22 protein-coding genes and 2 tRNA genes are annotated in these 22,379 nt (G+C 68.3%); 8 read left to right on the top strand and 16 right to left on the bottom strand.

What is annotated here, in order from left to right:
* The first annotated feature begins 109 nt into the window (after window positions 1-109).
* The gene (locus tag ACXJLH_RS22535; protein WP_457446391.1) at window positions 110-1,927 is read left to right on the top strand and encodes an aminopeptidase P family protein; all 1,818 of its coding nucleotides are present in this window, start codon (window positions 110-112) and stop codon (window positions 1,925-1,927) included.
* Window positions 1,927-2,850 (top strand): DUF3616 domain-containing protein, encoded by a 924-nt coding sequence (locus ACXJLH_RS22540; protein ID WP_457446393.1) that lies wholly within the window; start codon window positions 1,927-1,929, stop codon window positions 2,848-2,850. The genes ACXJLH_RS22535 and ACXJLH_RS22540 overlap by 1 nt, the downstream gene beginning before the upstream one ends.
* On the opposite strand, the gene ACXJLH_RS22545 is transcribed toward ACXJLH_RS22540, so the two are convergent.
* A complete protein-coding gene (locus ACXJLH_RS22545; protein ID WP_457446395.1) occupies window positions 2,840-4,033 on the bottom strand; it encodes an MFS transporter in 1,194 nt (397 codons plus the stop codon). The genes ACXJLH_RS22540 and ACXJLH_RS22545 overlap by 11 nt on opposite strands.
* A gap of 157 nt (window positions 4,034-4,190) precedes the next feature.
* Between ACXJLH_RS22545 and ACXJLH_RS22550 the strand changes: the two genes are divergently transcribed.
* Window positions 4,191-5,270 carry an NAD(P)/FAD-dependent oxidoreductase gene (locus tag ACXJLH_RS22550; protein ID WP_056201698.1) on the top strand — a complete coding sequence of 360 codons (1,080 nt, stop codon included), beginning with the start codon at window positions 4,191-4,193 and terminating at the stop codon, window positions 5,268-5,270.
* Between the two features lie 35 nt (window positions 5,271-5,305).
* Here the strand turns inward: ACXJLH_RS22550 and ACXJLH_RS22555 are convergent, their stop codons facing one another.
* Window positions 5,306-7,549 carry an aminotransferase class V-fold PLP-dependent enzyme gene (locus tag ACXJLH_RS22555; protein WP_457446397.1) on the bottom strand — a complete coding sequence of 748 codons (2,244 nt, stop codon included), beginning with the start codon at window positions 7,547-7,549 and terminating at the stop codon, window positions 5,306-5,308.
* 132 nt (window positions 7,550-7,681) lie between these two features.
* Between ACXJLH_RS22555 and ACXJLH_RS22560 the strand changes: the two genes are divergently transcribed.
* On the top strand, window positions 7,682-8,143 hold the full coding sequence (locus tag ACXJLH_RS22560) for an Lrp/AsnC family transcriptional regulator (RefSeq protein WP_056202466.1): 462 nt from the start codon (window positions 7,682-7,684) through the stop codon (window positions 8,141-8,143).
* 102 nt (window positions 8,144-8,245) lie between these two features.
* On the top strand, window positions 8,246-8,680 hold the full coding sequence (locus tag ACXJLH_RS22565) for a hypothetical protein (RefSeq protein ID WP_056201693.1): 435 nt from the start codon (window positions 8,246-8,248) through the stop codon (window positions 8,678-8,680).
* Window positions 8,681-8,760: 80 nt separating this feature from the next.
* Here ACXJLH_RS22565 and ACXJLH_RS22570 read toward each other — a convergent pair.
* The 7 genes from ACXJLH_RS22570 to uvrC all read right to left on the bottom strand — a co-directional run bounded on the left by ACXJLH_RS22570 (window position 8,761) and on the right by uvrC (window position 14,813).
* A tRNA-His gene (locus tag ACXJLH_RS22570) sits at window positions 8,761-8,836 on the bottom strand.
* Between the two features lie 28 nt (window positions 8,837-8,864).
* Window positions 8,865-10,778: a peptidylprolyl isomerase gene (locus tag ACXJLH_RS22575; protein WP_457446399.1), complete on the bottom strand. Its 1,914-nt coding sequence runs from the start codon at window positions 10,776-10,778 to the stop codon at window positions 8,865-8,867.
* 104 nt (window positions 10,779-10,882) lie between these two features.
* A tRNA-Val gene (locus ACXJLH_RS22580) sits at window positions 10,883-10,958 on the bottom strand.
* A gap of 26 nt (window positions 10,959-10,984) precedes the next feature.
* Entirely contained in the window at window positions 10,985-11,257 is a 273-nt protein-coding gene (locus ACXJLH_RS22585) for an HU family DNA-binding protein (protein ID WP_056201680.1), read from the bottom strand.
* Between the two features lie 225 nt (window positions 11,258-11,482).
* A complete protein-coding gene (gene pgsA, locus ACXJLH_RS22590) occupies window positions 11,483-12,049 on the bottom strand; it encodes a CDP-diacylglycerol--glycerol-3-phosphate 3-phosphatidyltransferase (RefSeq protein WP_439462939.1) in 567 nt (188 codons plus the stop codon).
* Between the two features lie 67 nt (window positions 12,050-12,116).
* Window positions 12,117-12,644 carry a hypothetical protein gene (locus tag ACXJLH_RS22595; RefSeq protein ID WP_457446401.1) on the bottom strand — a complete coding sequence of 176 codons (528 nt, stop codon included), beginning with the start codon at window positions 12,642-12,644 and terminating at the stop codon, window positions 12,117-12,119.
* A 168-nt stretch (window positions 12,645-12,812) separates the two neighbouring features.
* Complete coding sequence (gene uvrC, locus ACXJLH_RS22600) at window positions 12,813-14,813, bottom strand: excinuclease ABC subunit UvrC (protein WP_082532893.1); 2,001 nt, start codon at window positions 14,811-14,813, stop codon at window positions 12,813-12,815.
* A 31-nt stretch (window positions 14,814-14,844) separates the two neighbouring features.
* Here uvrC and earP point away from each other — a divergent pair, with 31 nt between their 5' ends.
* Together earP and efp are read left to right on the top strand one after the other, a co-directional pair.
* A complete protein-coding gene (earP, locus tag ACXJLH_RS22605) occupies window positions 14,845-15,876 on the top strand; it encodes an elongation factor P maturation arginine rhamnosyltransferase EarP (protein ID WP_457446403.1) in 1,032 nt (343 codons plus the stop codon).
* A 96-nt stretch (window positions 15,877-15,972) separates the two neighbouring features.
* Window positions 15,973-16,527: an elongation factor P gene (gene efp, locus ACXJLH_RS22610; protein WP_056201666.1), complete on the top strand. Its 555-nt coding sequence runs from the start codon at window positions 15,973-15,975 to the stop codon at window positions 16,525-16,527.
* Window positions 16,528-16,578: 51 nt separating this feature from the next.
* On the opposite strand, the gene ACXJLH_RS22615 is transcribed toward efp, so the two are convergent.
* The 7 genes from ACXJLH_RS22615 to mltG form a co-directional block, all read right to left on the bottom strand.
* Window positions 16,579-16,800: a hypothetical protein gene (locus tag ACXJLH_RS22615; RefSeq protein ID WP_056201663.1), complete on the bottom strand. Its 222-nt coding sequence runs from the start codon at window positions 16,798-16,800 to the stop codon at window positions 16,579-16,581.
* A gap of 116 nt (window positions 16,801-16,916) precedes the next feature.
* A complete protein-coding gene (locus ACXJLH_RS22620) occupies window positions 16,917-17,591 on the bottom strand; it encodes an ankyrin repeat domain-containing protein (protein WP_457446405.1) in 675 nt (224 codons plus the stop codon).
* Window positions 17,588-18,373, bottom strand: a complete 786-nt coding sequence (locus ACXJLH_RS22625) for a TatD family hydrolase (RefSeq protein ID WP_056201658.1) — start codon at window positions 18,371-18,373, stop codon at window positions 17,588-17,590. Before ACXJLH_RS22625 ends, ACXJLH_RS22620 begins: the two co-directional genes overlap by 4 nt.
* Before the next feature lie 15 nt (window positions 18,374-18,388).
* Window positions 18,389-18,829 (bottom strand): PilZ domain-containing protein, encoded by a 441-nt coding sequence (locus ACXJLH_RS22630; RefSeq protein WP_082532892.1) that lies wholly within the window; start codon window positions 18,827-18,829, stop codon window positions 18,389-18,391.
* Window positions 18,830-18,844: 15 nt separating this feature from the next.
* The gene (locus tag ACXJLH_RS22635) at window positions 18,845-19,852 is read right to left on the bottom strand and encodes a DNA polymerase III subunit delta' (RefSeq protein WP_457446407.1); all 1,008 of its coding nucleotides are present in this window, start codon (window positions 19,850-19,852) and stop codon (window positions 18,845-18,847) included.
* The gene (gene tmk / locus ACXJLH_RS22640) at window positions 19,846-20,460 is read right to left on the bottom strand and encodes a dTMP kinase (protein ID WP_056201653.1); all 615 of its coding nucleotides are present in this window, start codon (window positions 20,458-20,460) and stop codon (window positions 19,846-19,848) included. Before tmk ends, ACXJLH_RS22635 begins: the two co-directional genes overlap by 7 nt.
* Entirely contained in the window at window positions 20,457-21,452 is a 996-nt protein-coding gene (gene mltG, locus ACXJLH_RS22645; protein WP_056201650.1) for an endolytic transglycosylase MltG, read from the bottom strand. The genes tmk and mltG overlap by 4 nt, the downstream gene beginning before the upstream one ends.
* Window positions 21,453-21,499: 47 nt before the next feature.
* Here mltG and ygfZ point away from each other — a divergent pair, with 47 nt between their 5' ends.
* Window positions 21,500-22,378: a CAF17-like 4Fe-4S cluster assembly/insertion protein YgfZ gene (gene ygfZ, locus ACXJLH_RS22650; protein ID WP_457446409.1), complete on the top strand. Its 879-nt coding sequence runs from the start codon at window positions 21,500-21,502 to the stop codon at window positions 22,376-22,378.
* Window position 22,379 lies beyond the last annotated feature (1 nt).

A 22,379-nucleotide genomic window follows, 5' to 3' on the forward strand; every position in this document is an offset into this window, starting at 1 on the left:
GCAGGCACCGTGCCCACCGGCATGGTGCACCCGGCTTCTACAATCCCAGGCACCCTTTTCACGGTCCCGAGCCCACCCGGCGCGGGACCATCACCGAGGTCCTGACGCCATGGACACCCGCACCCACGAAACCCGCCTGCGCATCGAGCGCCTGCGCGATGCCCTCAACGCCCACGGCGTGCATGCCGTGCTCGTGCCGTCCAGTGATCCGCACCTGTCCGAATACCTGCCCGACCGCTGGCAGGGCCGCGAATGGCTGTCGGGCTTCACCGGCTCGGTCGGCAGCCTTGTCGTCACGCGCGACCAGGCCGCCCTGTTTGCCGACAGCCGCTACTGGGCCCAGGCCGAGGCGCAGATCGACGGCAGCGGCATCCAGCTTGAGAAGATGAACTCGGGCGCGTCGACGCAGTACATCGACTGGATCGCCAAGGCCCTGCAACCCGGCCAGTCGATCGCCGTGGACGGCCAGGTGTTGGGGCTGTCCCTGGCCAATGCCCTGCGCACGGCCATGCAGCGCGCCGGCATCACGCTGCGCACCGACCTCGACCTCGTGCAGGACGCCTGGGACAGCCGCCCCGGCCTGCCCACCGAACCCGTCTACGAGCACGCCGCGCCGCAGGCCGCCGTGTCCCGCGCCGACAAGCTGGCCCGCGTGCGCGCCGCGATGGCGACGGTGCAGGCGACCCACCACCTCGTGTCTACCGTGGACGACGTGGCCTGGCTGCTGAATCTGCGCGGCAGCGACGTGCAGTGCAACCCGGTCTTCATCGCCCACCTGCTGCTGGACCCCACCGGCGGCCGCCTCTTCATTGGCGACGGCAAGGTGCCAGCCGACGTGGCGGCCCGTCTGGCCGCGGACGGCATCCAGCTGGCGCCCTACGAACAAGCCGCATCCGCCCTGGCTGCCCTGCCCGCTTCGGCCAAGCTGCTGATCGACCCACGCCGCGTGACCCTGGGCCTGCGCGAGGCCGTGACGGCCACCGTGGCCGTCGTCGAGCAGATCAACCCGAGCACGCTGCTGAAGAGCCGCAAGACCGCCGCCGAGGCCGCCTTCATCCGCGAGGCCATGGCCGAGGACGGCGCGGCGATGTGCGAGTTCTATGCCGACTTCGAAGCCTCAATGGCCCGCGGCGAACGCTGGAGCGAGCTGGACGTCGACACCCAGCTGACGGCCGCGCGCAAGAGGCGCCCGGGCTTCGTGGGCCTGTCCTTCTCGACGATTGCGGGCTGGATGGCCAATGGCGCCCAGCCGCACTACCGCGCCACGCCCGAGTCGCACGCCCAGATCGAAGGCAACGGCCTGCTGCTGATCGACTCCGGCGGCCAGTACGTGGGTGGCACGACGGACATCACACGCGTCTGGCCCATCGGCACCGTCAGCGCGGCGCAGAAGCGCGACTACACGCTGGTGCTCAAGGGCACGCTGGCGCTGTCGCGCACCCGCTTCCCGCGCGGCACGCTCAGCCCCATGCTGGACGCGATCGCCCGCGCGCCGCTGTGGGAGCACGGCCTGGATTACGGCCACGGCACGGGTCACGGCGTGGGCTACTTCATGAATGTGCATGAAGGCCCGCAGAGCATCAGCAAGGCGATTGCCGAGCCGGCCATGGCCATGGAGCCCGGCATGATCACGTCCATCGAGCCAGGCCTGTATCGGCCGGGGCTGTGGGGTGTGCGCATCGAGAACCTGGTGCTCAACGTCGCCATCGATACGCCGGAGAAGAACGCCTTCGGCGAGATGCTGGAGTTCGAGACGCTGACGCTGTGCCCCATCGACACGCGCTGCATCGACATCAGCCTGATGCGCGCCGACGAGATCGACTGGCTGAACCGCTACCACGCCACCGTGCGAGAGCGCCTGAGCGCCAAGGTCAGCGGCCCGGCCCTGGCCTGGCTGCTGCTGCGCACCGCGCCGTTGGCGGCCTGATGCGCGCGCTGGCTGCGCTGCTGCTGTGTGCGGTAGGCGCGGCCGCGGCGCAGACGCGCTATGAGGGCCTGTGCGACGCCTCGGCGGCGGTGGCGCTGGATGCGCGTCATTTCGTCGTTGCCGATGATGAGCACAACCGGCTGACCATCTACAGGCGCGGCGAAGCCAAAAGCGTCGGCGGGATCGACCTCGACAAGTTCTTGAAGGCCGACAAGGAAGCCGACCTCGAAGGCGCGGCCCAGGTCGGCCGCCGCATCTACTGGATCGCCTCGCATGCGCGCAACAGCGCCGGCAAGGTACGCGAAGACCGGCTGCGCTTCTTCGCCACCGAGATCCGCGGCACGACGGTGGAGCCGGTGGGCCAGCCCTACACGGGCCTGCTGGCCGACCTGCTGGCGGCGCCGGCCCTGGCGCCGCTGAAACTCTCCGACGCTGCTGGCCGCGCGGCCGAGGCGGAAGGCGGCTTCAACATCGAAGGCCTGGCCGCGGCGCCCGATGGCAGCCTGCTGATCGGCCTGCGCAACCCGATTCCGCAGGGGCGTGCCCTCGTCATTCCGCTGCTGAACCCGGCCGAGCTGGTGAGCGGGAAGAGCCCAGCGCGCTTTGGCAGCGCCATCCGCCTGGACCTGGGTGGGCGCGGCGTGCGCTCCATCGAGCGCGTGGGCAGCGGCTATCTGATCGCCGCTGGCCCGCCGGCCGACGTGGGCAGCTTCGCGCTGTTCCGCTGGAGCGGCAAGGCCACCGATGTGCCGGCGCCCGTCAAGGCCGAACTCGGCACGCTGCGCCCGGAGGCGCTGTTCGCCTGGCCGGACGGGCTGCTCACGCTGCTCAGCGACGACGGCGGCGTGATGGTCGGCAAGAAGGCCTGCAAGGACGCGGACAAGGGCAAGCGCGCCTTCCGCGCCCTGGACCTCAAGCCTTAGGCACCAAGGGATAGCGCCACACCAGCGCCGCGCTGGCCAGCAGCATCAACAGCACGCCGCTGAACAACGGCACTGCGCTGTCCGCATGCCCGAGGAAAGGCGCCACCAACTGCGTACCGACGGCGCCGGCGGCAAGCAGCGCCAGCACCAGCAAGGCCGTCGCGCGGCCCATCTGGGCGGGCGGCAGCGCCAGGGCATCGACGAAGGTCGCCGGCCCGCGGATGGCCAGGGCGCCGCAGAAACACATCCAGTAGGCTGCCAGCGCCGCATAAGGCAGCTGCGCCCCGCTCCAGGCAGCCAGCAGCGCCAGCGTGCAGGCCACCAGCTGCACCACGCTGCCCAGCCTCACGACGCGCGCATGGCCCAGGCGCGCGGCCAGCCGGCCCGACTGCGAGGCGCCCAGCATGAAGGAGCCGACACCCAGCACCTGCAGCAGCGCGAATGCTGCCGTGCCCAGCCCCAGGGTGTGCTGCAGCAGCTGGGGCGCGCTGGCCAAGAAGGTCAGCAAGGCGCCGATGCACAGCGCATGCGAACCGGCCAGCCGCAGATAGCTGCGGTTGCGCAGGATGCCGAGATAGCCGGCGTCGTGCTCGAGGTTGAGCCCAGGCAGCCTGCGCGGCGCGATCTTCACCACCCACGGCAGCAACAGCAGCGCCAGGGCCGCCAGCACCCAGAAGGTGCCGCGCCAGTCCGTCACGCGCAGCATCAGCGCGCCCAGCACCGGCCCGGCCGCGGGCACGATGGCCTCGACCATGGAGATTGCGGCGATGCCGCGCACCACATCGGCATCGGCCAGCGTGGCGCGCACGACGGTGGGTGCCACCACCGTGGCCGCCGCGGCCGACACACCCTGCAGCAGGCGCAGCACCAGCAGCGTCTCGATGTTGGGCGCTAAAGCGCAGCCCAGGCTGGTCAGCACCAGCAGCAGCAGGCCCACCTCGACGCAGCGCCGCGGACCGAGGCGGTTCAGCAGCTCGCCCCACAGCAGTTGGGCGCCTGCCAGGCCGGCCAGGTAGACGGCCACGGTGGCCTGGGCCAAGGGCACGCTGATGCCCATGCCGGCCTGCAGGGCCGGCACGGCGGGCAGGTAGAGATCCATCGCGGCCATGCTGACGCCGGTGACGAAGGCCAGCGGCAGGATGGTGCGTATCGATGCGGAAGGGGATGCGGGAGGGGAATGCATGCGGGAGCCTCTTCTTCACAGAGGGCGCCCTTGTCCTGTCGTCCTCACCAAGCGTGGCGAAGGCATCATGACCCTCGTCGCAGCACCCCTCGGCAGAGACGGCGTCACGGCACTCGCCGCGAAGCGCCGCGCATTTTAGGCAAGGCAAACTCCGTTCATGGATCAGGTGGATATTGCCGTCATCGGTGCCGGCGTTGTCGGCCTCGCGATCGCGCGCGAGCTGGCGCTGCGCGGGCGTGAGGTCGTCGTCATCGAGGCCGCTGGCGCCATCGGCACGGGCATCTCCTCGCGCAACAGCGAGGTCATCCACGCCGGCCTCTACTACCCAACCGGCAGCCTGAAGGCGCGGCTGTGCGTGCGCGGCAAGATGCTGCTCTACGACTACTGCGCGGCGCGCGGCATTGCGCACAGTCGCTGCGGCAAGCTGGTGGTGGCAACACGCGCCGAGGACCTGCCGCGGCTGGAGCAGATCGCCGAGGCTGGCGTGGCCAATGGCGTTGACGACCTGCGCCTGCTGCGTCGGACCGAAACGCTGGCGCTGGAGCCGGCCTTGAACGCCGCGGGTGCGCTGCTGTCGCCGTCCAGCGGCATCGTCGACAGCCATGGCCTGATGACAGCCCTGCTGGCTGACGCCGAGAACGCCGGCGCGACGCTGGCCCTGGCCAGTGCGGTGACCGGTGGCGCGCGGGAGGGTGATGGCTGGCGGCTGCTGGTGGAGGATTTCGAGCTGGGCGCGCGCTGCGTCATCAATGCAGCTGGGCTGTTTGCTGCGCAGGTCGCTGAATCCCTGGGCACGCCTGTGCCACCACTGCGCTTTGCCCGCGGCCACTACTTCTCACTCGCCGGACGGGCGCCGTTCTCGCACTTGATCTACCCGCTGCCGGTAGACGGCGGCCTGGGTGTGCATCTGACGCTGGATCTGGGCGGCCAGGCGCGCTTCGGGCCTGATGTGCAGTGGTTGACCGAGCGCGCGCCGGCCAGGCTGGACTACGCCGTCGACCCTGCCCTGGCACCGGCCTTCGAGGCCGAGGTGCGCGGCTACTGGCCGGGCCTGCCCGCGGGCGCGCTGCAGCCGGCCTACAGCGGCATCCGGCCAAAGCTGAGCGGCCCGGGCGAGGCGGCGGCGGACTTCCGCATCGACACCGCGACGCCGGGCTTGGTGCAGCTGTTCGGCATCGAGTCGCCCGGGCTGACGGCCTCGCTGGCCCTGGCCGAAGAGGTCGCCGCCCGGCTTTGAACCCAGGACGCTGAAACTGGTTTCAGGTCCGGCGCTCAGATGGCGAGCGCGGCGTCGGCACCGGCCAGCGCCCGCGGCCACAGCGCCAGGCCACCGCCCAGGCTCCAGGCCTGCTCATGCCCAAGCCGCCGTAGAGCCTGCGCGGCTTGCGCGCTGCGGTTGCCGCTGCGGCAGAAGAAGACGATGGGCGTCTCGGCCGGCAGGGTCAGCCAGCGTGCCAGCGCATTGGGCAGGCCCGACAGCGGCACGGCCTCGCGGCGCACGCCCGCGCCGAGCTCGGGCGCCTGGCCCAGGCGCTGCTCGTAGGGCTCGCGTACATCGACGAGCAGAAGCTGCGGGTGCTCGCGCAGCAGGTCATTCAGTTCGTCCAGGCTCATCTCGCTGGAAGCAAGCGGGCAAGCGCTGTCGACGCGCGCGCCGCAGGCCACGGTCTGGTATTCGGTCAGCGCCAGGCCCTGCTCCAGCTGGGCCTTGGCGGCCGCAAAGCCGGCGCCGTCGATGCGGCCACCCAGCACGTCGCCCAGCAGCGGCTGGGCGACGCACTCCACGGCCAGCGTGCTGGCGAAGCGGTCGTCGTAGTCGTGACCGGGCAGCAGCAGGGCGTGGGGGCCGACGGCCTTTTCCAGGCGGCCTAGCGAGCTGCCGTAGGCCAGCGGCGCGCTCTGTTCGAAGTCGCTGCGGCCCAGGGCGCCGGGCATGACGGTGTCGCCGACGAAGGCCAGGCGCAATCCGCCCGCGTCGTACAGCAGATAGGCCGTCGAGTCCTGGGTGTGGCCGGGAATCGGCATGCGGCTCAGCCGGGAGGTGCCCAGCGCGATGGCGTCGGCGCCGATTGGCCAGCCCAGGCCGTCGACATCACCGCGCGACTGGCCGGCGGCAGCGAGCAGCTCGGACGCGGACGAGGCGTGGTCGCCATGGCTGTGGGTGTCGAGCACGGCGGCGAGTTCATAACCCTGGCAGGTCAGCCACTGAGCCAGGCGTTCGGTCAGCTCGGGCAACGGGTCGACGACAACGGCACGGCGGCTGGCGGCATCGGCCAGCAGATAGCAGCAGGCGCCATCGACAACGAAGCGCGTCAGGCCATCGGCCGGCAGGGCCTGGCCGGGAGCGCTCGGGTCCAGGCAGCTCTCGCGCAGGGACTCGCCACAGATGCGGATGCGGGCGCAGGCCTCGTCGATGAAGGCGGCATCGGCCACCGGGCCGAAGGACAGGCGCACTGCTGCGGCCGCTTGCCAGGCCGGCAGGCCCATGGCCTCCAGCACATAGCTCGGCTGGGCCTTGGCCGCGCTGCAGGCCGAGCCGCCGCTGACGCGCAGTTCTGCAGCATCGAAGAGGTCCAGCAGCAGCTTGGAGCTGACACCCGGCACGGCGAAGTTCAGCGTCGTCGGCAGGCAGACCTCGGGCGGTGCATTGAACACGAGACCGGGGAAGGCCTGCTGCAGCGCGCCAGCCAGGCGGTCGCGGAAGGCGACGAGGGTGGCGTGATCGCGAAAGGTCTTGCCGTCCTCCAGCGCCGCCAGCACGGCGCCCAGGGCGGCAATGCCGGACATGTTCTCGGTGCCCGAGCGCAGCGCACCTTCCTGCCCGCCGCCAGCCAGCAGCGGCGTGAAGGGCGCGCCTTCGCGCACATAGAGCAGGCCGATACCCTTGGGGGCGTAGAGCTTGTGGCCCGAGAACGGCGCGTAGTCGATGCGGCGCTCGGCCAGGCGCAGCGGCAGCTTGCCCAGGGCCTGCACGCCGTCCACCATCCACAGCGCCGCGCTGCCGAAAAGCGCCTGCTCGATGCCATCCAGATCGCTGATGACGCCGGTCTCGTTGTTGGCCGCCATCGTGCAGACGAGGCCGGCGCGCGGTGCGTGCTCGCGCAGCCAGGCGAGGTCATGGCGGCCGTCGCGGCCGACGGGAATGGCCAGCACCTGCAGGTTCAGGCCGAGCAGCGCATTCCAGTGCTTGATGGCCTCGGGCACCGCCTTGTGCTCGGTGGCGCCGTAGAGCAGCAGCTTGGGCCGGGTTGGCACGTCCCTCAAGGCGCTCAGCGCCGACAGCACGGCCGTCTGGATGCCCTCCGTCGCTCCGCTGAGGAAAAGCAGCTTGCCCGAGCTCGCCCCGAGCACGCGGCGAGCACGGGCCCGAACGCCGTCCATCAGCGCCCTCGCCTTCAGCCCGGTGCTGTGGACGCTGCTGGGGTTGCCGAAGTCATCGGCCATCGCGGCCATGGCGGCTTCGCGGGCTTGCGGCAGGACGGGCGTGGTGGCGTTGGCGTCGAGATAGATTTCCATGGTGCTGGCCGCTGCGGCAGTGGGATGCGCTGGCGGTATTGTTGCCAGCTTCGGGCACAAACGGTTTGCGCAAGCCGGCTTTCAATCGCCCGGACCGGGCATGCAATGCTTTATATGATCGATTCCATGAAACTGGATTCCATAGACATCCGCATCCTCGACATCCTTCAACAGAACGCCGAGCTTCAGACGGCCGAGGTGGCGCAGCAGGTCGGCCTGTCGACGACGCCGTGCTGGCGGCGCATCCAGCGTCTGAAGGAATCGGGCGTCATCACACGCCAGGTGGCGCTGCTGGACGCGCAGAAGGTGAATGTCGGCGTCACCGTCTTCGTCTCGGTGCGCACCAGCACCCACAGCCAGGATTGGTTCGAGACCTTCAAGGCCACGGTGCAGGCCATCCCCGAGGTCGTCGAGTTCTATCGCATGAGCGGCGACGTGGACTATCTGCTGCGGGTGGTGGTGCCCGACATTGCCGCCTATGACAGGGTCTACAAGCGCCTCATCGCCGGCACTCAGCTGCGCGACGTCAGCTCCAGCTTCGCCATGGAGGAACTCAAGCTGACGACGGCATTGCCCTTGGGCTATGCCGGTTGACGCGCCATTTGCTACGACGTGTTGCAAATTGCGGGCAGCCGCAGTACACCGTACAGGCATTGCAGCGTTAAGTTCACCGCATTCGACCTGAGCGAGCCTGTCATGAAGACCCTTGTCCGCGCCTCTGTTGTTCTGGCCCTGCTGGCCGCCCAAGGCCTGGCGAGCGCCGGCCCCCGCTACTACCACCATCACCATCATCACCGCGGCCCCGGTCTCGGTGGCTTGGTCCTCGGCCTGGCAGTGGCGGTGCCGCTGATCGCGATGGCGAATCAGGCTGAGCGCGAGGTGGTCTATGTGCCGCCGCCCCCGCCACCGCAGCCGGTGTATGTGCAGCCCGTGCAACCGGTTTACACCCAGCCGTCGCGTGCCGTGCCGATCATCTATCCGCGCAACGGCCAGAGCGGCGTCCAACTGGAAGCCGACAGCCGCGAATGCAACCGCTGGGCGACGACTCAGCAGGCCGCCATGTCCGACGCCGGTGTGTTCCAACGCGCCGTCGAAGCCTGCATGGACGGGCGCGGCTACACGATGCGCTGAGGCGTGAACCGGCCGCGTACGGCGGCCGCCCAAAAGCAAAAAGGACCTGGAGGCTTTCGCTTCCAGGTCCTTGCTTTATTTGGGGTGGCTGATGGGACTCGAACCCACGACGACAGGAATCACAATCCTGGACTCTACCAACTGAGCTACAGCCACCGCAGAGCCAAAAAGTATAACCGATAAATCAGGGTGCGCTGGCCGCCGAGGCCGGTGCCTCGACCTTGATGGCGGCCTTGTATTGCGACTTCAAAGCGGCCAGATAGGCGGCGCCTTCGGCACGCGCCCAGGCGCCGGCGTACTGCTGGGCGGCGCGCTTGTCGTCGATGACGGCGGCGTCGCGAGGCTGCAGCTGGTTGATGCGCACGACGACATAACCGCCGTCGTCGGCCGCCACGCCAACGGCGGCCGGCAACTTGGCGGCATCGGCGCCGAGCACGGCTTCGAGCTGGGTGCGCGTCAGGTTCTGCGGCTTGGCGCGCGAAACGGAGACGGCAGCTTCCAGGCCGGCGGTGTCCGCCGGGTTGGCCTTCATCGCGGCCAGGCGGGCTTCGCCGGCCTTCCTGGCCTGATCGGCGGCGAGCTTGTGCACGAGCTGCTCGCGCACCTTGTCCTTCACGTCGGCCAGCGGCGGCACGCGGGCCGGGTTGTGCTGGGTGACGTGAGCCGACACGAGCTGGCTGGGACCGGTCTCGACGGCTTCAGTGTTGCGCTTGTTGCGCAGTGCATCGTTGCCGAAGACGGCTTCCAGCAGCTTGGGCGAGGCGAGCGGGCCCGCTGCGCCAGGCTGCGGCAGGCGCTGCACGGTGGCGGTCTGGACCTGCAGCTTGAGCTTGTCGGCTGCGGGCTGCAGGCTGTCGGACTGCTCGTAGACGAGATTGCCGAACTGCTCGGCAGCCTCGGAGTAGCGGCGCTGGGCGAGCTGCTTGCGCACTTCGTTCTCGACCTCGGTGCGCACGGCCTCGAAGGGCTTCTTGTCGCCGCCGCGGGTACCGGTCAGCTGGATGATGTGATAACCGAAATCGGTCTCGACAAGGTTGCTGATCTCGCCCTGCTTCATCGCGTAGACCGCCGCATCGAACTCCTTGACCATGGCGCCGCGGCTGAAGAAGTCGAGGTCGCCACCGTTGGCGCCCGAGCCTTCGTCCTGGGAATTCTTCTTGGCCAGCGCGGCGAACTCGCCGGGGTTCTTGCGCACTTGCGCCAGGATCTCCTCAGCCTTGGCCTTGGCCTTGGCGCGCTCTTCGGCTGGCGCATTGCGCTCCACCTTGATGAGGATGTGGCTGGCGCGGCGCTCCTCGGGCACGCCATAGCGTGCAGCGTTTTCCTTGTAGTAGTTCTGCAGGTCGTCTTCGCTGAACTTGACGTCCTTCTTCAGCGCATCCAGGTCGAGCACGACGTACTGGATCTGGGCCGATTCAGGCAGCTGGAACTTGGCGGCATTCGCCGGTTCCTTGTAGAAGGCCTCGACGTCGGCATCGCTCGGGCTGAGCTTGGCGGCGAAGTCCTTGACGTCGAAACGCTGCAACTGCACCTCACGTTGCTGCAGCAGGGCGTCGAAGGCCAGCTTGGGGCTGGCGGCGCCGACGGCAGCCGAGGACTCGATGGGGGCCGTGACCTGACGGACGGCGTAGTCCTGGCGCAGGCGCTCCATGAAGATGGAAGGCGTCATGCCCTGGGCTGCGAGCAGGGCCTTGTTGACCGTGCCGTCGGGGTTGCGCAGGAAGGCGAATTGCGGGTCATTCCAGAAGCGGGCGTTGACGGACTCAACGCTGGGCGTGAAGTGCTGGTGCTCCGCGGCGGCCTTGAGCGTGCGCTCGTTGACCAGGTTTTCGAGGGCCTGGCGTTTCACTTCCGGCGTATCCAGCAGCTTGGCATCGACGCCCGGGCTCTGGCGGCGGATGCGGTCGGCCTGCTCACGTTGGGCGACGTCCCATTCGGCCTGGGTGATCTTGCGGCCATCGACGCTTGCCACGCCGGTGTTGGCACCACCCATCATGCTGGTGTAGCCCTGCATGCCGACGAGGGCGAAGGACGGCAGGATCAACAGCATCAACAGAAACTGGAACAGGCGGTTGTGCTGGCGGACGAATTCAAACATCTCGGGGAGCCTTGAGGATCAAACGCGACGAAGGCGAACCGGGGTTCGCCTTCGAGGGAGCCGCATTCTAAATGCGAGACGGCGGACGCCGCCCTGGGGTCGGGTGGTGGGCGCTGACGGGCTCGAACCGCCGACAATCTCCGTGTAAGGGAGGTGCTCTACCAACTGAGCTAAGCGCCCGGTGAAAACCGGGATCGGCCGAAGGTTCAGTTCACGGCGTCCTTGAGCGCCTTGCCGGGTTTGAACTTGGGCACCTTGGCCGATTTGATCTTGATGGTATCGCCGGTGCGTGGGTTGCGGCCGGCGCGCGCAGCACGCTTGGTGATGCTGAAGGTGCCGAAGCCTACCAGCGAGACGGTGCCGTTCTTCTTCAGCGTCGTCTTGACGCCGCCGATCACGGCTTCGAGCGCACGGCCTGCGGCAGCCTTGGAGATGTCGGCCTGCTTGGCGATGTGCTCGATCAATTCGGACTTGTTCACTCGTGCCCCCTCATGACGATTCAGCGGACTGTTGAGCCCTGCACCGTGACCGGCTGCAGGACTGCGATGCAGATGTCGATCCCGCGCACTGCGCAGCCTGTGACAGGCCGACTAAAGCGACCAAGGCGCGCGCGGGGAAGCGGATTCTAGACGCGCGTCTGGCGGTGGGCGGGGCGGGAAAAGTCCCGATACAACTCGGCGTCCGGCGTGAACCAGGACGGCGTCCTAGCGGGCCTTGGCACGGATTTCCGGCAAGGCCTTCTGCAGGTAATAGACCATGGACCAGATGGTCAGCACGACGGCTGCGTAGATCAGCCAGGTACCCCAGAGCCGCGTCGGAATGAGGCCGAAAAGCTGGCCGTCATAGAGCAGGAAGGGGATGGCCACCATCTGCACCGTCGTCTTCAGCTTGCCCACCATGTGCACGGCGACGCTGCGCGAGGCGCCGATCTGGGCCATCCATTCGCGCAAGGCCGAGATCGCGATCTCGCGGCCGACGATGACGAGGGCGACGAAGGCGTTGACTCGGCCGAGTTCCAGCAGGATCAGCAGCGCCGAGCAGACCAGGAATTTGTCGGCCACCGGGTCGAGGAAAGCGCCGAAGGAGGAAGTCTGGTTGAGCTTGCGCGCCAGATAGCCGTCCAGCCAGTCGGTCAACGCGACCACGACGAACAGAACCGTCGCGAACAGGTTCTGGTGCGCCGGCGTCATTTCCAGATAGAACACGCCGACGATCAGCGGGATCGCCACAATGCGGGCCCAGGTCAGCAGAGTCGGCAGCGTCAGGAACATGCCAGCATTGTGCCCATGTCGACGCCAGCCCCCGGGGCGCCGCCGGCGCAACTGTGGCGGCCAGCCCTCAGTTCAGGCTGAGCGGCTTGAAGCGCCGGTCCTCTTCGAAGAGAAAGGTCTCGGTGAACTTCCAAGGCTCGGGCATGCGGCGCACGTCGCCAAAGGGCGCGGCACGATGGACGGCATCGATGGCCAGTTGCAGGGTTTCCGGCGCAAACCTGGGTTTGCGGACCACGTTGACGCGGCGCACGCTGCCGTCGGCCTTGACCTCGATCTCCAGCACCACGACGCTCAGTACATGCGAGGGCGCCTTGGTCATGAAGCTGCCTTCCGGGTTGGCCATGACGAGGCGCTCCGCGGCCTGGCGACGCAACTCGTCGTGGGTGCGCACCGGCTTGGGCGGTGGCAAGCCGGCGGGCTTGGGGGCCGCCACAACGGTTGGCGACGGCTGCGGCGCGGGCTCTAGAACCACGGCGCGTGGCACGCCGTCAGTGGGCACCACAGGCGCCGGGGCACGTGGCGTTGCCGCGCAGCCGGCCAGCAGCGGACCGATCAGCCAGCGTGCGGCGCGTTTCAAGGGGGCGATGGTGGGCACGGCGTTCTCCTCATGGCTCGCATTGTTCTGCTTCGTCCCCTGCTCGAGGTGCGACGAATTTCTCACCGCAACTGCGGCGCTGGTAGCGCAATGCAACGCAGCGTAAGCGTTCTACACCTCAGTGCAGCGCGCGGTAGATTTCTTCGGCCAACTCGCGCGTTCTGCACTTCAGTGCAGCGCGCGGTAGATCTCCTCGGCAAGTTCGCGCGACACGCCCTTCACGCTGCACAGCTCGTCCACGCTCGCGCCCGCCACGCCGCGCACGCCGCCAAAGCGCTGCAGCAACTGAGCACGCTTCTTCGGGCCGACCCCCGGCACGTCCTCCAGCCGTGAGCCGCCGGTGCGGGTCGCGGCGCGCTTGGCGCGCATGCCCGTGATGGCAAAGCGGTGCGCCTCATCGCGGATCTGCGCGATCAGCATCAGCGCCGCCGAGTCGCGGCCGAGGTAGATCTTCGCGCGCCCGTCGGCAAAAACAAGTTCCTCCAGCCCGACCTTGCGGCCCTCGCCTTTTTCGACGCCGGCAATGAGGCCGAGGTCCAGCCCCAGCTCCTCGAAAACCTCGCGCGCCATCGACACCTGGCCGCGGCCACCGTCGACGAGCACGAGATCGGGCAGGCGGCCGGTGCCCAGCTGGGCGGCTTCGGCCATCTTGCTGTAGCGGCGCGTCAGCACCTGGCGCATGGCCGCGTAGTCATCGCCGCCCGTGATGCCCTCGATGTTGTAGCGCCGGTACTGGCTGCTCTGCATCTGGTGGTTCTCAAACACGACGCAGCTCGCCATCGTCGCCTCGCCTGCCGTGTGGCTGATGTCGAAGCATTCGACACGGAACTTGTCAATCTCGGCAACCGACAGATCCAGCGCGTCGACCAGGGCCCGCGTGCGCGCATGCTGGGAGCCTTCCTCCGCCAGCAGCCGTGCCAGTGCCAGCTCCGCGCCCTTGACGCACATCTCCAGCCAGATGCGCCGCTGCCCGCGCGGCTGGGCCTGCACAGTCACGCGGCTGCCAGTCTGGATGCCGAGGGCTTCGGCCAGCCCCGCATCCACCATCTCGCTGACGACGATCAACCCGGGAGCCGGCGAGGCCAGGTAGTGCTGGGCCATGAAGGCCTCGAGCACTTGCCGCTCAGGCGACAGCATTTCTTCATCGTTGAGCTGAACGGCAGTCGCGTCATCGACATGCTTGGGGAAGAAGGCGCGGTCACCCAGATGCCGTCCACCGCGCACCATGGCGAGATTCACGCAAGCCTTGCCGCCCTGCACCTTGACGGCCAGCACGTCGACATCACGGTCGCGGCCCGTGGCGCTGCTTTCCTCGATGACCTGCTGCTGCAGCACCTTGGACAGCGCCTGGATCTGGTTGCGCACCTCGGCCGCCAGCTCGTACTCGAAGCGCTCGGCATAGGCGCCCATCTGCTCCTGCAGCGCGGCCATCACCTCGTTGGTCTCGCCGCGCAGGAAGCGCTCGGCGCTATCCACATCACGCGCGTACTCGGGCGTCTGCCCGGCCGGCACGCAAGGGCCCGAGCAGCGCTTGATCTGGTGCAGCAGGCAAGGCCGGCTGCGGTTGTTGAAGACGCTGTCCTCGCAAGTGCGCAGCTTGAAGACCTTCTGCATCAGCTGGATGGACTCCTTCACCGCCCAGGCGCTCGGGAAGGGGCCAAAGTATTTGTGCCGCTTGTCCACCGCACCGCGGTAGTAGGCCATGCGCGGCCAGGCGTGCGAGGTGATCTTCAGATAGGGGTAGCTCTTGTCATCCCGGAACACGATGTTGAAGCGCGGGTTCAACGTCTTGATCAGGTTGTTCTCGAGCAGCAGCGCCTCGGCCTCGGTGCGCACCACCGTGGTTTCCAGGCGCGCAACGCGGGCCACCATCAGGCCGATGCGGGTGCCGCCATGGTTCTTCTGGAAATAGCTGCTGACGCGGCGCTTCAGGTCTTTCGCCTTGCCGACGTAGAGCACCTCGCCCTTGGCATCGAAATAGCGGTAGACGCCCGGCAGGGCCGGCAGCGCATTGACTTCGGTCAGCAGCCTTTCGCGGCCCTCGCGCGCGGCGGCCTCCACCTCGGCGGTGCGCTGCTTTTCGGCGGTTGCGATGGCGGCCCGCTCGGCCACCTGCTCAGACTGCTGCGGATCACCGGCATCGGTGTTGGAAGGGGTCGTACTCGACATGGCTGGAATTGTGGCCTGGGAGAATCGGGCCATGAGAGCGCCGATGCTTTGGGACATCTTCTGCCGCGTCATCGACAACCATGGCGATCTGGGCGTCTGCTGGCGGCTGGCACGCGACCTCGCGGCGCGCGGCGATGAGGCCAGGCTGTGGATTGATGAGCCGTCGGCCCTGGCCTGGATGGCACCGGACCGCCCCGCCGCCATCGACGTGCGCGCCTGGCCCGAGGGCGACGTGCTCGCGCAGCCCGGCGACATCGTCATCGAGGCCTTTGGCTGCGAACTGCCGCCGGCCTTTGCGGCCCGCATGGCCGCGCGCCAGCAGCCAGCGCGGTGGATCAACCTCGAATACCTCAGCGCCGAGGACTATGTCGAGCGCAGCCATGGCCTCGCCTCACCGCAGTTCAGCGGCCCGGGCGCGGGGCTGACCAAGCACTTCTTCTATCCCGGCTTCACGCCACGCACCGGCGGCCTGCTGCGCGAACCGGGTTTGCTGAAGCGGATCGCCGGCTTCGATGGCGCGGCCTGGCTGGCTGAACGGGGCTGCTCGCCGCTGCCTGGCGAGCGCGTCGTCAGCCTGTTCGCCTATGCCAATGCGGCCCTGCCGGCTCTGCTCGACGCGCTGGGCAGCGAGCCCACGCTGCTGCTCGCCTGCCCCGGCCCGCTGCAGGCACAGGTTCACGAACGCCCAGGCTTGCGCACCATCGCCCTGCCCTATCTGGCCCAGGACGACTACGACCGGCTGCTCTGGGCCTGCGACCTGAACTTCGTGCGCGGCGAGGACTCGTTCGTGCGCGCGCAATGGGCCGGCAAGCCTTTCGTCTGGCATATCTATCCCCAGCACGACGACGCCCACCACGCCAAGCTCGAAGCCTTCATGGCGCGTGCCGAACTGCCTGCATCCTGGCGCGCGGTCTGGCGTGGCTGGAACGGCCTGACCCCCTTGCCCGCCTCGCTCACCGGCCTGGACGAGGCCGCCGAGCAAGCGCCGAGGTGGCGTGCGCAATTGGCGGCGCAGCCCGACTTGCTGACGCAGCTGCAGGGCTTCTTAGGGGTTTCCAGCTAGAATGACGGGCTTTGCCGCGCCAACCCGAGACGGGTTCTCCTGGAGTCTGGTGCGCCGTCCAGCCGGAATCTCCGGCGCCTCACACCGCAATTCACCATGAAACTCGCTCAAGAAATCCGCGCCGGCAACGTGATCATGCAGGGCAAGGACCCGATGGTCGTCCTGAAGACCGAATACAGCCGTGGTGGCCGTGGTGCTGCCACCGTGCGCATCAAGATGAAGAACCTGCTGAACGGCGCGGGTGCCGAGCTGGTCTTCAAGGCCGACGACAAGATGGAGCAGATCATCCTCGACAAGAAGGAGTGCACCTACACCTACTTCGCCGACCCGATGTATGTCTTCATGGACACCGAGTACAACCAGTACGAAGTCGAGTCCGAGAACATGGGTGACGCTCTGTCCTACCTCGAAGACAGCATGGCCGCGGAAGTGACCTTCTACGACGGCAAAGCCATCTCCATCGAACTGCCCACCAGCGTCGTGCGCGAGATCGAGACCGAGCCGGCCGCCAAGGGCGACACCTCGGGCAAGGTCATGAAGCCCGCCCGCCTGAAGGGCACCGGCTTCGAGATCTCCGTGCCGGCGTTCGTCGAGAACGGCGACAAGATCGAAATCGACACCCGCACCCACGAGTACCGCAAGCGCGTCTAAGCAGACGCCTCCGGCCTCCAGCAAAACGCCCGCATCAGCGGGCGTTTTTCTTTATTCGGCGTCGTCAGACAGATCGGGGACTTCCAGCTCGGCGTCGATCTCGCTGTCGAAATCGGCCGAAGCCTTGACCGGGATCCATGGGCGGTCCAGCGGGCGGTAGATGCGGCTCTGCAGGCGCGCCAGGCGGTCGGAACGCTCGATGGCGTTCATCACCTCGGCGGGGGAGATCAGCATCGCGAAGGGGTCAGCCAGATTCGGGGTGTTGGACAGCATGGTGGGCCTCGTGTTTGACGATGACTCCACTTTAGGCAGCCGCGCCTTGGCGCAACAGTCGGCCCAGCGCGCTAGCCGCTGTAAGACTTTTCCCTACACGGCCCCCGGGGCGAGAACTAATTGGCGCTCTTGGCAGGTTCTGCAGCTTTGGCCCCGCGCTGGCGTTCCTGAATGATCAGGCGCAGCTCCTTGGCCATCACATCGCGGCCGCCGCGCTGGGCGAAATCGGCCGCCGTCAGTTCCTGCTCGTTGGCCGCGCGCGGCTCGGCGCCCGCCTTGATGAGCAGAGGCACCAGATCGCTGTTGCCGTAGCGCGCCGCCATCATCAGCGGCGTCGTGCCGTTCTCGGAGCGCGCATTGAGCTCGGCGCCGTGAGCGATGAGGAAGGCCGCCACGCCGTTGTCCGGCCCGCTGCAGGCGTAGTGCAGCGGCGTCCAGCCCGCGCGGTTGACGGCGGCGCCACGCTTGACCAGGGCCTGCACGGCCGGCAGCGAGCCGCGGATGGCAGCCACCATCAACGGCGTCTCGCCCTGGGCATTGGCTTCGTCCACCTGCGTCTGCGGCGAAGCCAGCAGACTGTCCAGCGCGCGCAGCGACTCTTCACGCACGGCGATGAAGATGGCCTTGCGGCCGCGCGAGTCAGCCTGGTTGGCGTCCACGCCCTTGAGCAGCAGAGCCAGCACGGCGCGGCCGTCGTTCATTTCGGCGGCAATGGCGAGTTCGTCAGCGGGCGCGGCACGCAGGGCCGTCGTGGCCAGCAGCGCCAGCGCGGCGATCCATGCCTTCTTCATGCCGCTTCGGGCAGGCCGAACAGCCGCCGCGTATTTGCCGTCGTGCGGGCGGCCAGCTCCTCCACCGGCAGGCCCACCGCATCGGCCACCGCCTTGGCCACATGGGGCACATAGGCCGGCGAATTGGTCTTGCCGCGGAAGGGCACCGGCGCGAGATAGGGGCTGTCGGTTTCGATCAGCACGCGATCAAGCGGCAGCAGCCTCAGCAGGTCACGCAGGTCCTGGGCGTTCTTGAAGCTGACGATGCCCGAGAAGGAGATGTAGTAGCCGCGTTCGACGGCGGCCAGGGCAACTTCCGCCGTCTCGGTGAAGCAGTGGAAAACGCCGCCGGCCTGCTCACCGCCCTCTTCGTCCAGCACGCGCAGCGTGTCGGCCGCGCTGGAGCGAGTGTGGATGACCAGTGGCTTCGCCGCTGCCTTCGCGGCCCGGATGTGGGTGCGAAAGCGCTCGCGCTGCCACTCCATGTCGTCGATGCTGCGGCCGTTGAGGCGGTAGTAGTCCAGCCCGGTCTCGCCGATGGCGACGACACGCGGCAGCGCGGCCAGGCGCACCAGTTCCGCCACGTCGGGTTCGCGCATGTCCTCGGTGTCGGGGTGCACGCCCACGGTGGCCCACAGCTGGGCATGCTCAAGAGCCAGCGCATGCACGGCCTCGAACTCCTCCATCTGCGTGCAGATGCAGATGGCCTGCTCGACCTGCGCGGCCTGCATGTCGGCCAGGATGGCGGGAAGGTTCTGCTTCAGCTCCGGGAAGCTGAGATGGCAATGCGAGTCAACGAACATCGACGGGAACAGGAATCAAAGGGTCTGAGTCGGCTTGCTCGACGAGATCGCAGTGCCCAGGATTTCCTCGATCCTGACGCGGATCAACCGGGTCTTCTCGTCACCAGGGAAGCGCACGCCCACGCCCTGGGTGCGGCCACCCGACGCGTTGGCTGGCGTCAGCCAGGCCACCTTGCCGGCCACCGGATAGCGCTGGTTGTCCTCGGGCAGGGCCAGCAGCAGGTAGACGTCTTCGCCGAGCTTGTAGTCTCGCGTCGTCGGCACGAACAGGCCGCCTTCCGTGAAGGCCGGGATGTAGGCGGCGTAGAGCGCCGACTTCTCGCGGAAGACCAATTGGATGACGCTGGGCCGCGCGCCGGACGATGCGCCCTGACCGCTCACCGTGGGCAAGGGCAGGCTACCGCTCACCTTGCTGGGCTGGAATTGCGGAGACTTGGAGGAGGGGGCGTCGCTCATGAAGGGCGAGTGTAGTCAGCGCGCGGCGGCCGAGATGGCCGTCTGGGCTTGCGCCACCAAGGCCTCGATCCACAACCCGGCGTTCAGCGGATGGTCGGCGTGGCGGGCGGCGCGGCGCAGTTCGGCGTCCCAGCTCAGCAACGGTGCGGCGCGCTTGGGCGCAGGCAGGGCCGCCGGCGCGAAGAACTGGCCGCGCTGCCCGTGGCTGCGGCGCACCAGGTCGTGGCACAGGCGCTGCAGCGCATCGATGACGCGCGGTGGCGCCCAGTCCGACAAGGCCGCCACCTCGCCGCGGGCCACCCGCTTGGGCAGGGCCTGCCACGCCGCATCGGTTAAGCCGCCTTCGGACCAGGCCAGCGCCTGCTGCGGCCGGCCGCCTGTGGCATCCAGCAGCCCTTCGGCACCGTCGACACCCTTGGACACCAGCCAGGCCAGCGCGGCCGCGCGTTCGGGCAGCGGCAAGGGTACCGGCTGGCAGCGGCTGCGGATGGTGGGCAGCAGCGCGGCGCTGTCATGGCTGGCCAGCGCAAAGCGCAACAGGCCGGAGGGCTCCTCCAGCGTCTTCAACAACGCATTGGCCGCAATGCCGTTCAGCGCCTCGGCCGGGAAGATGACGACCACCTTGGCCTTGCCGCGCGCCGATGTCGCCTGGGCAAAGGCGAGCAGGTTGCGCACCGCTTCGACCTTGATTTCCTTGCTGGGTTTGGCCTTGCCGGCCTTGGGCGCGTCGGGTTCCTCGAAAGGCAGGCCGAGAGACTCACGGGCTGATGCGTCCAGGGCTTCCGGCATCAACAGCTGGAAATCCGGGTGGGTGCCGCTGGCGAACAGCTTGCAGCTTGAGCAGTGGCCGCAGGCGGGTTGGGCTTGGCCACGGTCTTCGCACAGCCAGCTCTGGGCCAGCTTGACGGCCAGTTCGAGCTGGCCGACGCCGGCCGGCCCTTGCACCAGCAGCGCATGCGAACGCGCCCGTGCCAGCGCATCGGCCAGCGGCGCCTGCAGCCAGGGGAGATCGGCGTTCAGCATGGGTAGCGTTCTGCAAGGACGGCCAGCACGTGGGCACCTACCTGCTCGACCGTGCCACTGGCGTCGACACGCACGATGCGCCCCGGCGCCTTGGCCGCACGCGCCGCATAGCCGGCCCGCACGCGCTCGAAGAACTCCAGGTCCTGCTGCTCGATGCGGTCGGCCTCACGGGCGCTGGCACGACGGGCGGCGGCCTGTTCGGCGGGCAGGTCGAACCACAGCGTCAATTCGGGCTCGGTGCCTTCCTGCACCCAATCGGCCAGCGGCTCCAGCACCGACAGCGGCAGGCCGCGGCCGCCGCCCTGATAGGCAAAGCTGGCGTCGGTGAAGCGGTCGCAGAGCAGCGTCTTGCCGGCGGCCAGTGCCGGCTTGATGACGGCCTCGACATGGTCGCGCCGGCCGGCAAACATCAGCAGCAGCTCGGTCAGCGAGCCCATGGATTCCTTGAGCACGATGTCACGCAGCGTCTCGGCCAGCGGCGTGCCGCCAGGCTCACGGCTCAACTGCACATCGGCGCCGCGCGCGCGGAACCAGTCGGCCACCGCCTGGATGTGGGTGGACTTGCCGGCACCGTCGATGCCTTCGAAAGAAATGAATCGACCGGTCACTTGCCGCCGCGTTGGTATTTGTTGACCGCGCGATTGTGCGCGGCGAGGTCATCGCTGAATTCGCTGCTGCCGTCGCCCCGGGCAACGAAGTAGACCGCCTTGATGGCCGCCGGGTTCAGCGCCGCCTGCAGCGAGGCCGCGCCGGGCATGGCGATGGGCGTGGGTGGCAGGCCGCCGCGGGTGTAGCTGTTGTAGGGCGTGTCGGCCAGCAGGTCGCGCTTGCGCAAGTTGCCGTCGAAGCTTTCGCCCAGGCCGTAGATGACGGTGGGGTCGGTCTGCAGCGGCATGCCCACGCGCAGCCGGTTCATAAAGACGGCGGCGACCTTGGAGCGGTCTGAAGACACGCCGGTTTCCTTTTCGACGACGGAGGCCAGGATCAGCGCCTCGTCGGCCGACTTCAGCGGCAGGTCGCGCGCCCGCTTGCTCCAGGCTGCCGCCAACCGGCCCCGCATCGCCGCGTGGGCGCGCTTGAGCACCGTCAGGTCGCTGACACCGCGGCTGTAGGCATAGGTGTCGGGGAAGAAGCGACCCTCGGGCGCCACGCCGGGCTCACCCAGCGCCGTCATGATCTCGGCATCGCTCATCTGCGCCGTCTTGGGCTTGAGTGAAGGTGCGGCGGCGAGTGCCGCCCTCACCTGGCGCCAGTTCCAGCCTTCGATGAGGCGCAGTTGCTCCATGACCTGGTCGCCGCGCACCATCTTGTCGAGCAGCTCCCGCGGCGTGATGCCGGCGTGGACCTCATAGCTGCCGGCGCGGATCTGCTTGGCCTGGCCCGACCACTTGAACCATTGGTAGAGGAAGCGGGTATCGGTCTGCACGCCGGCAGCGACCCACGCGCGGGCAACCTCCACCGGGTTGGTGCCGGGCTCGATGGACAGCTCCACCGAAGGCGCCGACAGCGCCAGCGGGCTGCGCAGCCACTGCCAGACGGCGCCTGCAGCCAGCACTGCGATCAACAACAAGACGAGCAGCGCTCGCAACAACCACTTCATGCCCTGTGAAAAGCCCGGTCAAAAGGGGGCCGATGATAATTCCCGTCATGTCGCAAGCCTCCCAACTCCGTCTCTCTGACTGGGGCGTGATCCGCGCCCAGGGCGCTGACGCCGCCAGCTTCCTGCACAGCCAGCTGACCCAGGACTTCGCCTTGCTCGACCGCGAGCACGCACGCCTGGCCGGCTTCTGCACGGCCAAGGGCCGGCTGCTGGCGACGATGGTGGGCTGGCGCGGCGGTGATGAAGAGATTCTGCTGGCCCTGCCGGCCGAGACGCTGGCGGCGACGCTGAAGCGGCTGTCCATGTTCGTCATGCGCGCCAAATGCAAGCTCAGCGACGCGAGCGCCGAGTTCGCTGTCTACGGATTGCTGGGCGAGCCGGCCGCCGAGGTCTGGACGCTGGCGAGCGATGGCGAAGCCGTACAGATCGCCCTGCCCGGCACGGGTCGCGCGCTGCGCGTGCAGCCCGCCAACGCACCCGCACCGACCGGCGCAGCGATGACGGCCGACGACTGGGCCTGGGCCGAAGCCGAGGCCGGTGTGGCCTGGGTGCGTGGCGCCACCGTCGAGGCCTTTGTGCCGCAGATGATCAATTTCGAGGTGCTAGGCGGCGTGAATTTCAAGAAGGGCTGCTACCCCGGCCAGGAGATCGTCGCGCGCAGCCAGTACCGCGGCACGCTGAAGCGCCGGCTGCAGGTCTTCGAGGCGGATACGCCCGCCACCGTCGGCCAGGAGATCTTCAACAGCGCTGATCCGGAACAACCCGCTGGGGTCGTTGCGGGCAGCGGGTCCAAGGGCGGCCGGAGCGCCATTGCCGCCGAGATCAAGCTCGCGGCATTGGAAGGCGGCAGCCTGCACCTGGGCAGCGCTACCGGCGCCACGCTGCAGCCGCGTGCCCTGCCCTACGAGATCCCGCCCCAAGACTGAC

Source organism: Roseateles sp. P5_E4 (assembly GCF_054049255.1).

Coding starts and splice junctions, on each gene's coding strand:
- ACXJLH_RS22535 (WP_457446391.1), top strand. CDS start 110: ATGGACACCCGCACCCACGAAACCCGCCTGCGCATCGAGCGCCTGCGC.
- ACXJLH_RS22540 (WP_457446393.1), top strand. CDS start 1,927: ATGCGCGCGCTGGCTGCGCTGCTGCTGTGTGCGGTAGGCGCGGCCGCG.
- ACXJLH_RS22545 (WP_457446395.1), bottom strand. CDS start 4,033: ATGCATTCCCCTCCCGCATCCCCTTCCGCATCGATACGCACCATCCTG.
- ACXJLH_RS22550 (WP_056201698.1), top strand. CDS start 4,191: ATGGATCAGGTGGATATTGCCGTCATCGGTGCCGGCGTTGTCGGCCTC.
- ACXJLH_RS22555 (WP_457446397.1), bottom strand. CDS start 7,549: ATGGAAATCTATCTCGACGCCAACGCCACCACGCCCGTCCTGCCGCAA.
- ACXJLH_RS22565 (WP_056201693.1), top strand. CDS start 8,246: ATGAAGACCCTTGTCCGCGCCTCTGTTGTTCTGGCCCTGCTGGCCGCC.
- ACXJLH_RS22575 (WP_457446399.1), bottom strand. CDS start 10,778: ATGTTTGAATTCGTCCGCCAGCACAACCGCCTGTTCCAGTTTCTGTTG.
- pgsA (WP_439462939.1), bottom strand. CDS start 12,049: ATGTTCCTGACGCTGCCGACTCTGCTGACCTGGGCCCGCATTGTGGCG.
- uvrC (WP_082532893.1), bottom strand. CDS start 14,813: ATGTCGAGTACGACCCCTTCCAACACCGATGCCGGTGATCCGCAGCAG.
- earP (WP_457446403.1), top strand. CDS start 14,845: ATGAGAGCGCCGATGCTTTGGGACATCTTCTGCCGCGTCATCGACAAC.
- efp (WP_056201666.1), top strand. CDS start 15,973: ATGAAACTCGCTCAAGAAATCCGCGCCGGCAACGTGATCATGCAGGGC.
- ACXJLH_RS22615 (WP_056201663.1), bottom strand. CDS start 16,800: ATGCTGTCCAACACCCCGAATCTGGCTGACCCCTTCGCGATGCTGATC.
- ACXJLH_RS22620 (WP_457446405.1), bottom strand. CDS start 17,591: ATGAAGAAGGCATGGATCGCCGCGCTGGCGCTGCTGGCCACGACGGCC.
- ACXJLH_RS22625 (WP_056201658.1), bottom strand. CDS start 18,373: ATGTTCGTTGACTCGCATTGCCATCTCAGCTTCCCGGAGCTGAAGCAG.
- ACXJLH_RS22630 (WP_082532892.1), bottom strand. CDS start 18,829: ATGAGCGACGCCCCCTCCTCCAAGTCTCCGCAATTCCAGCCCAGCAAG.
- ACXJLH_RS22635 (WP_457446407.1), bottom strand. CDS start 19,852: ATGCTGAACGCCGATCTCCCCTGGCTGCAGGCGCCGCTGGCCGATGCG.
- mltG (WP_056201650.1), bottom strand. CDS start 21,452: ATGAAGTGGTTGTTGCGAGCGCTGCTCGTCTTGTTGTTGATCGCAGTG.
- ygfZ (WP_457446409.1), top strand. CDS start 21,500: ATGTCGCAAGCCTCCCAACTCCGTCTCTCTGACTGGGGCGTGATCCGC.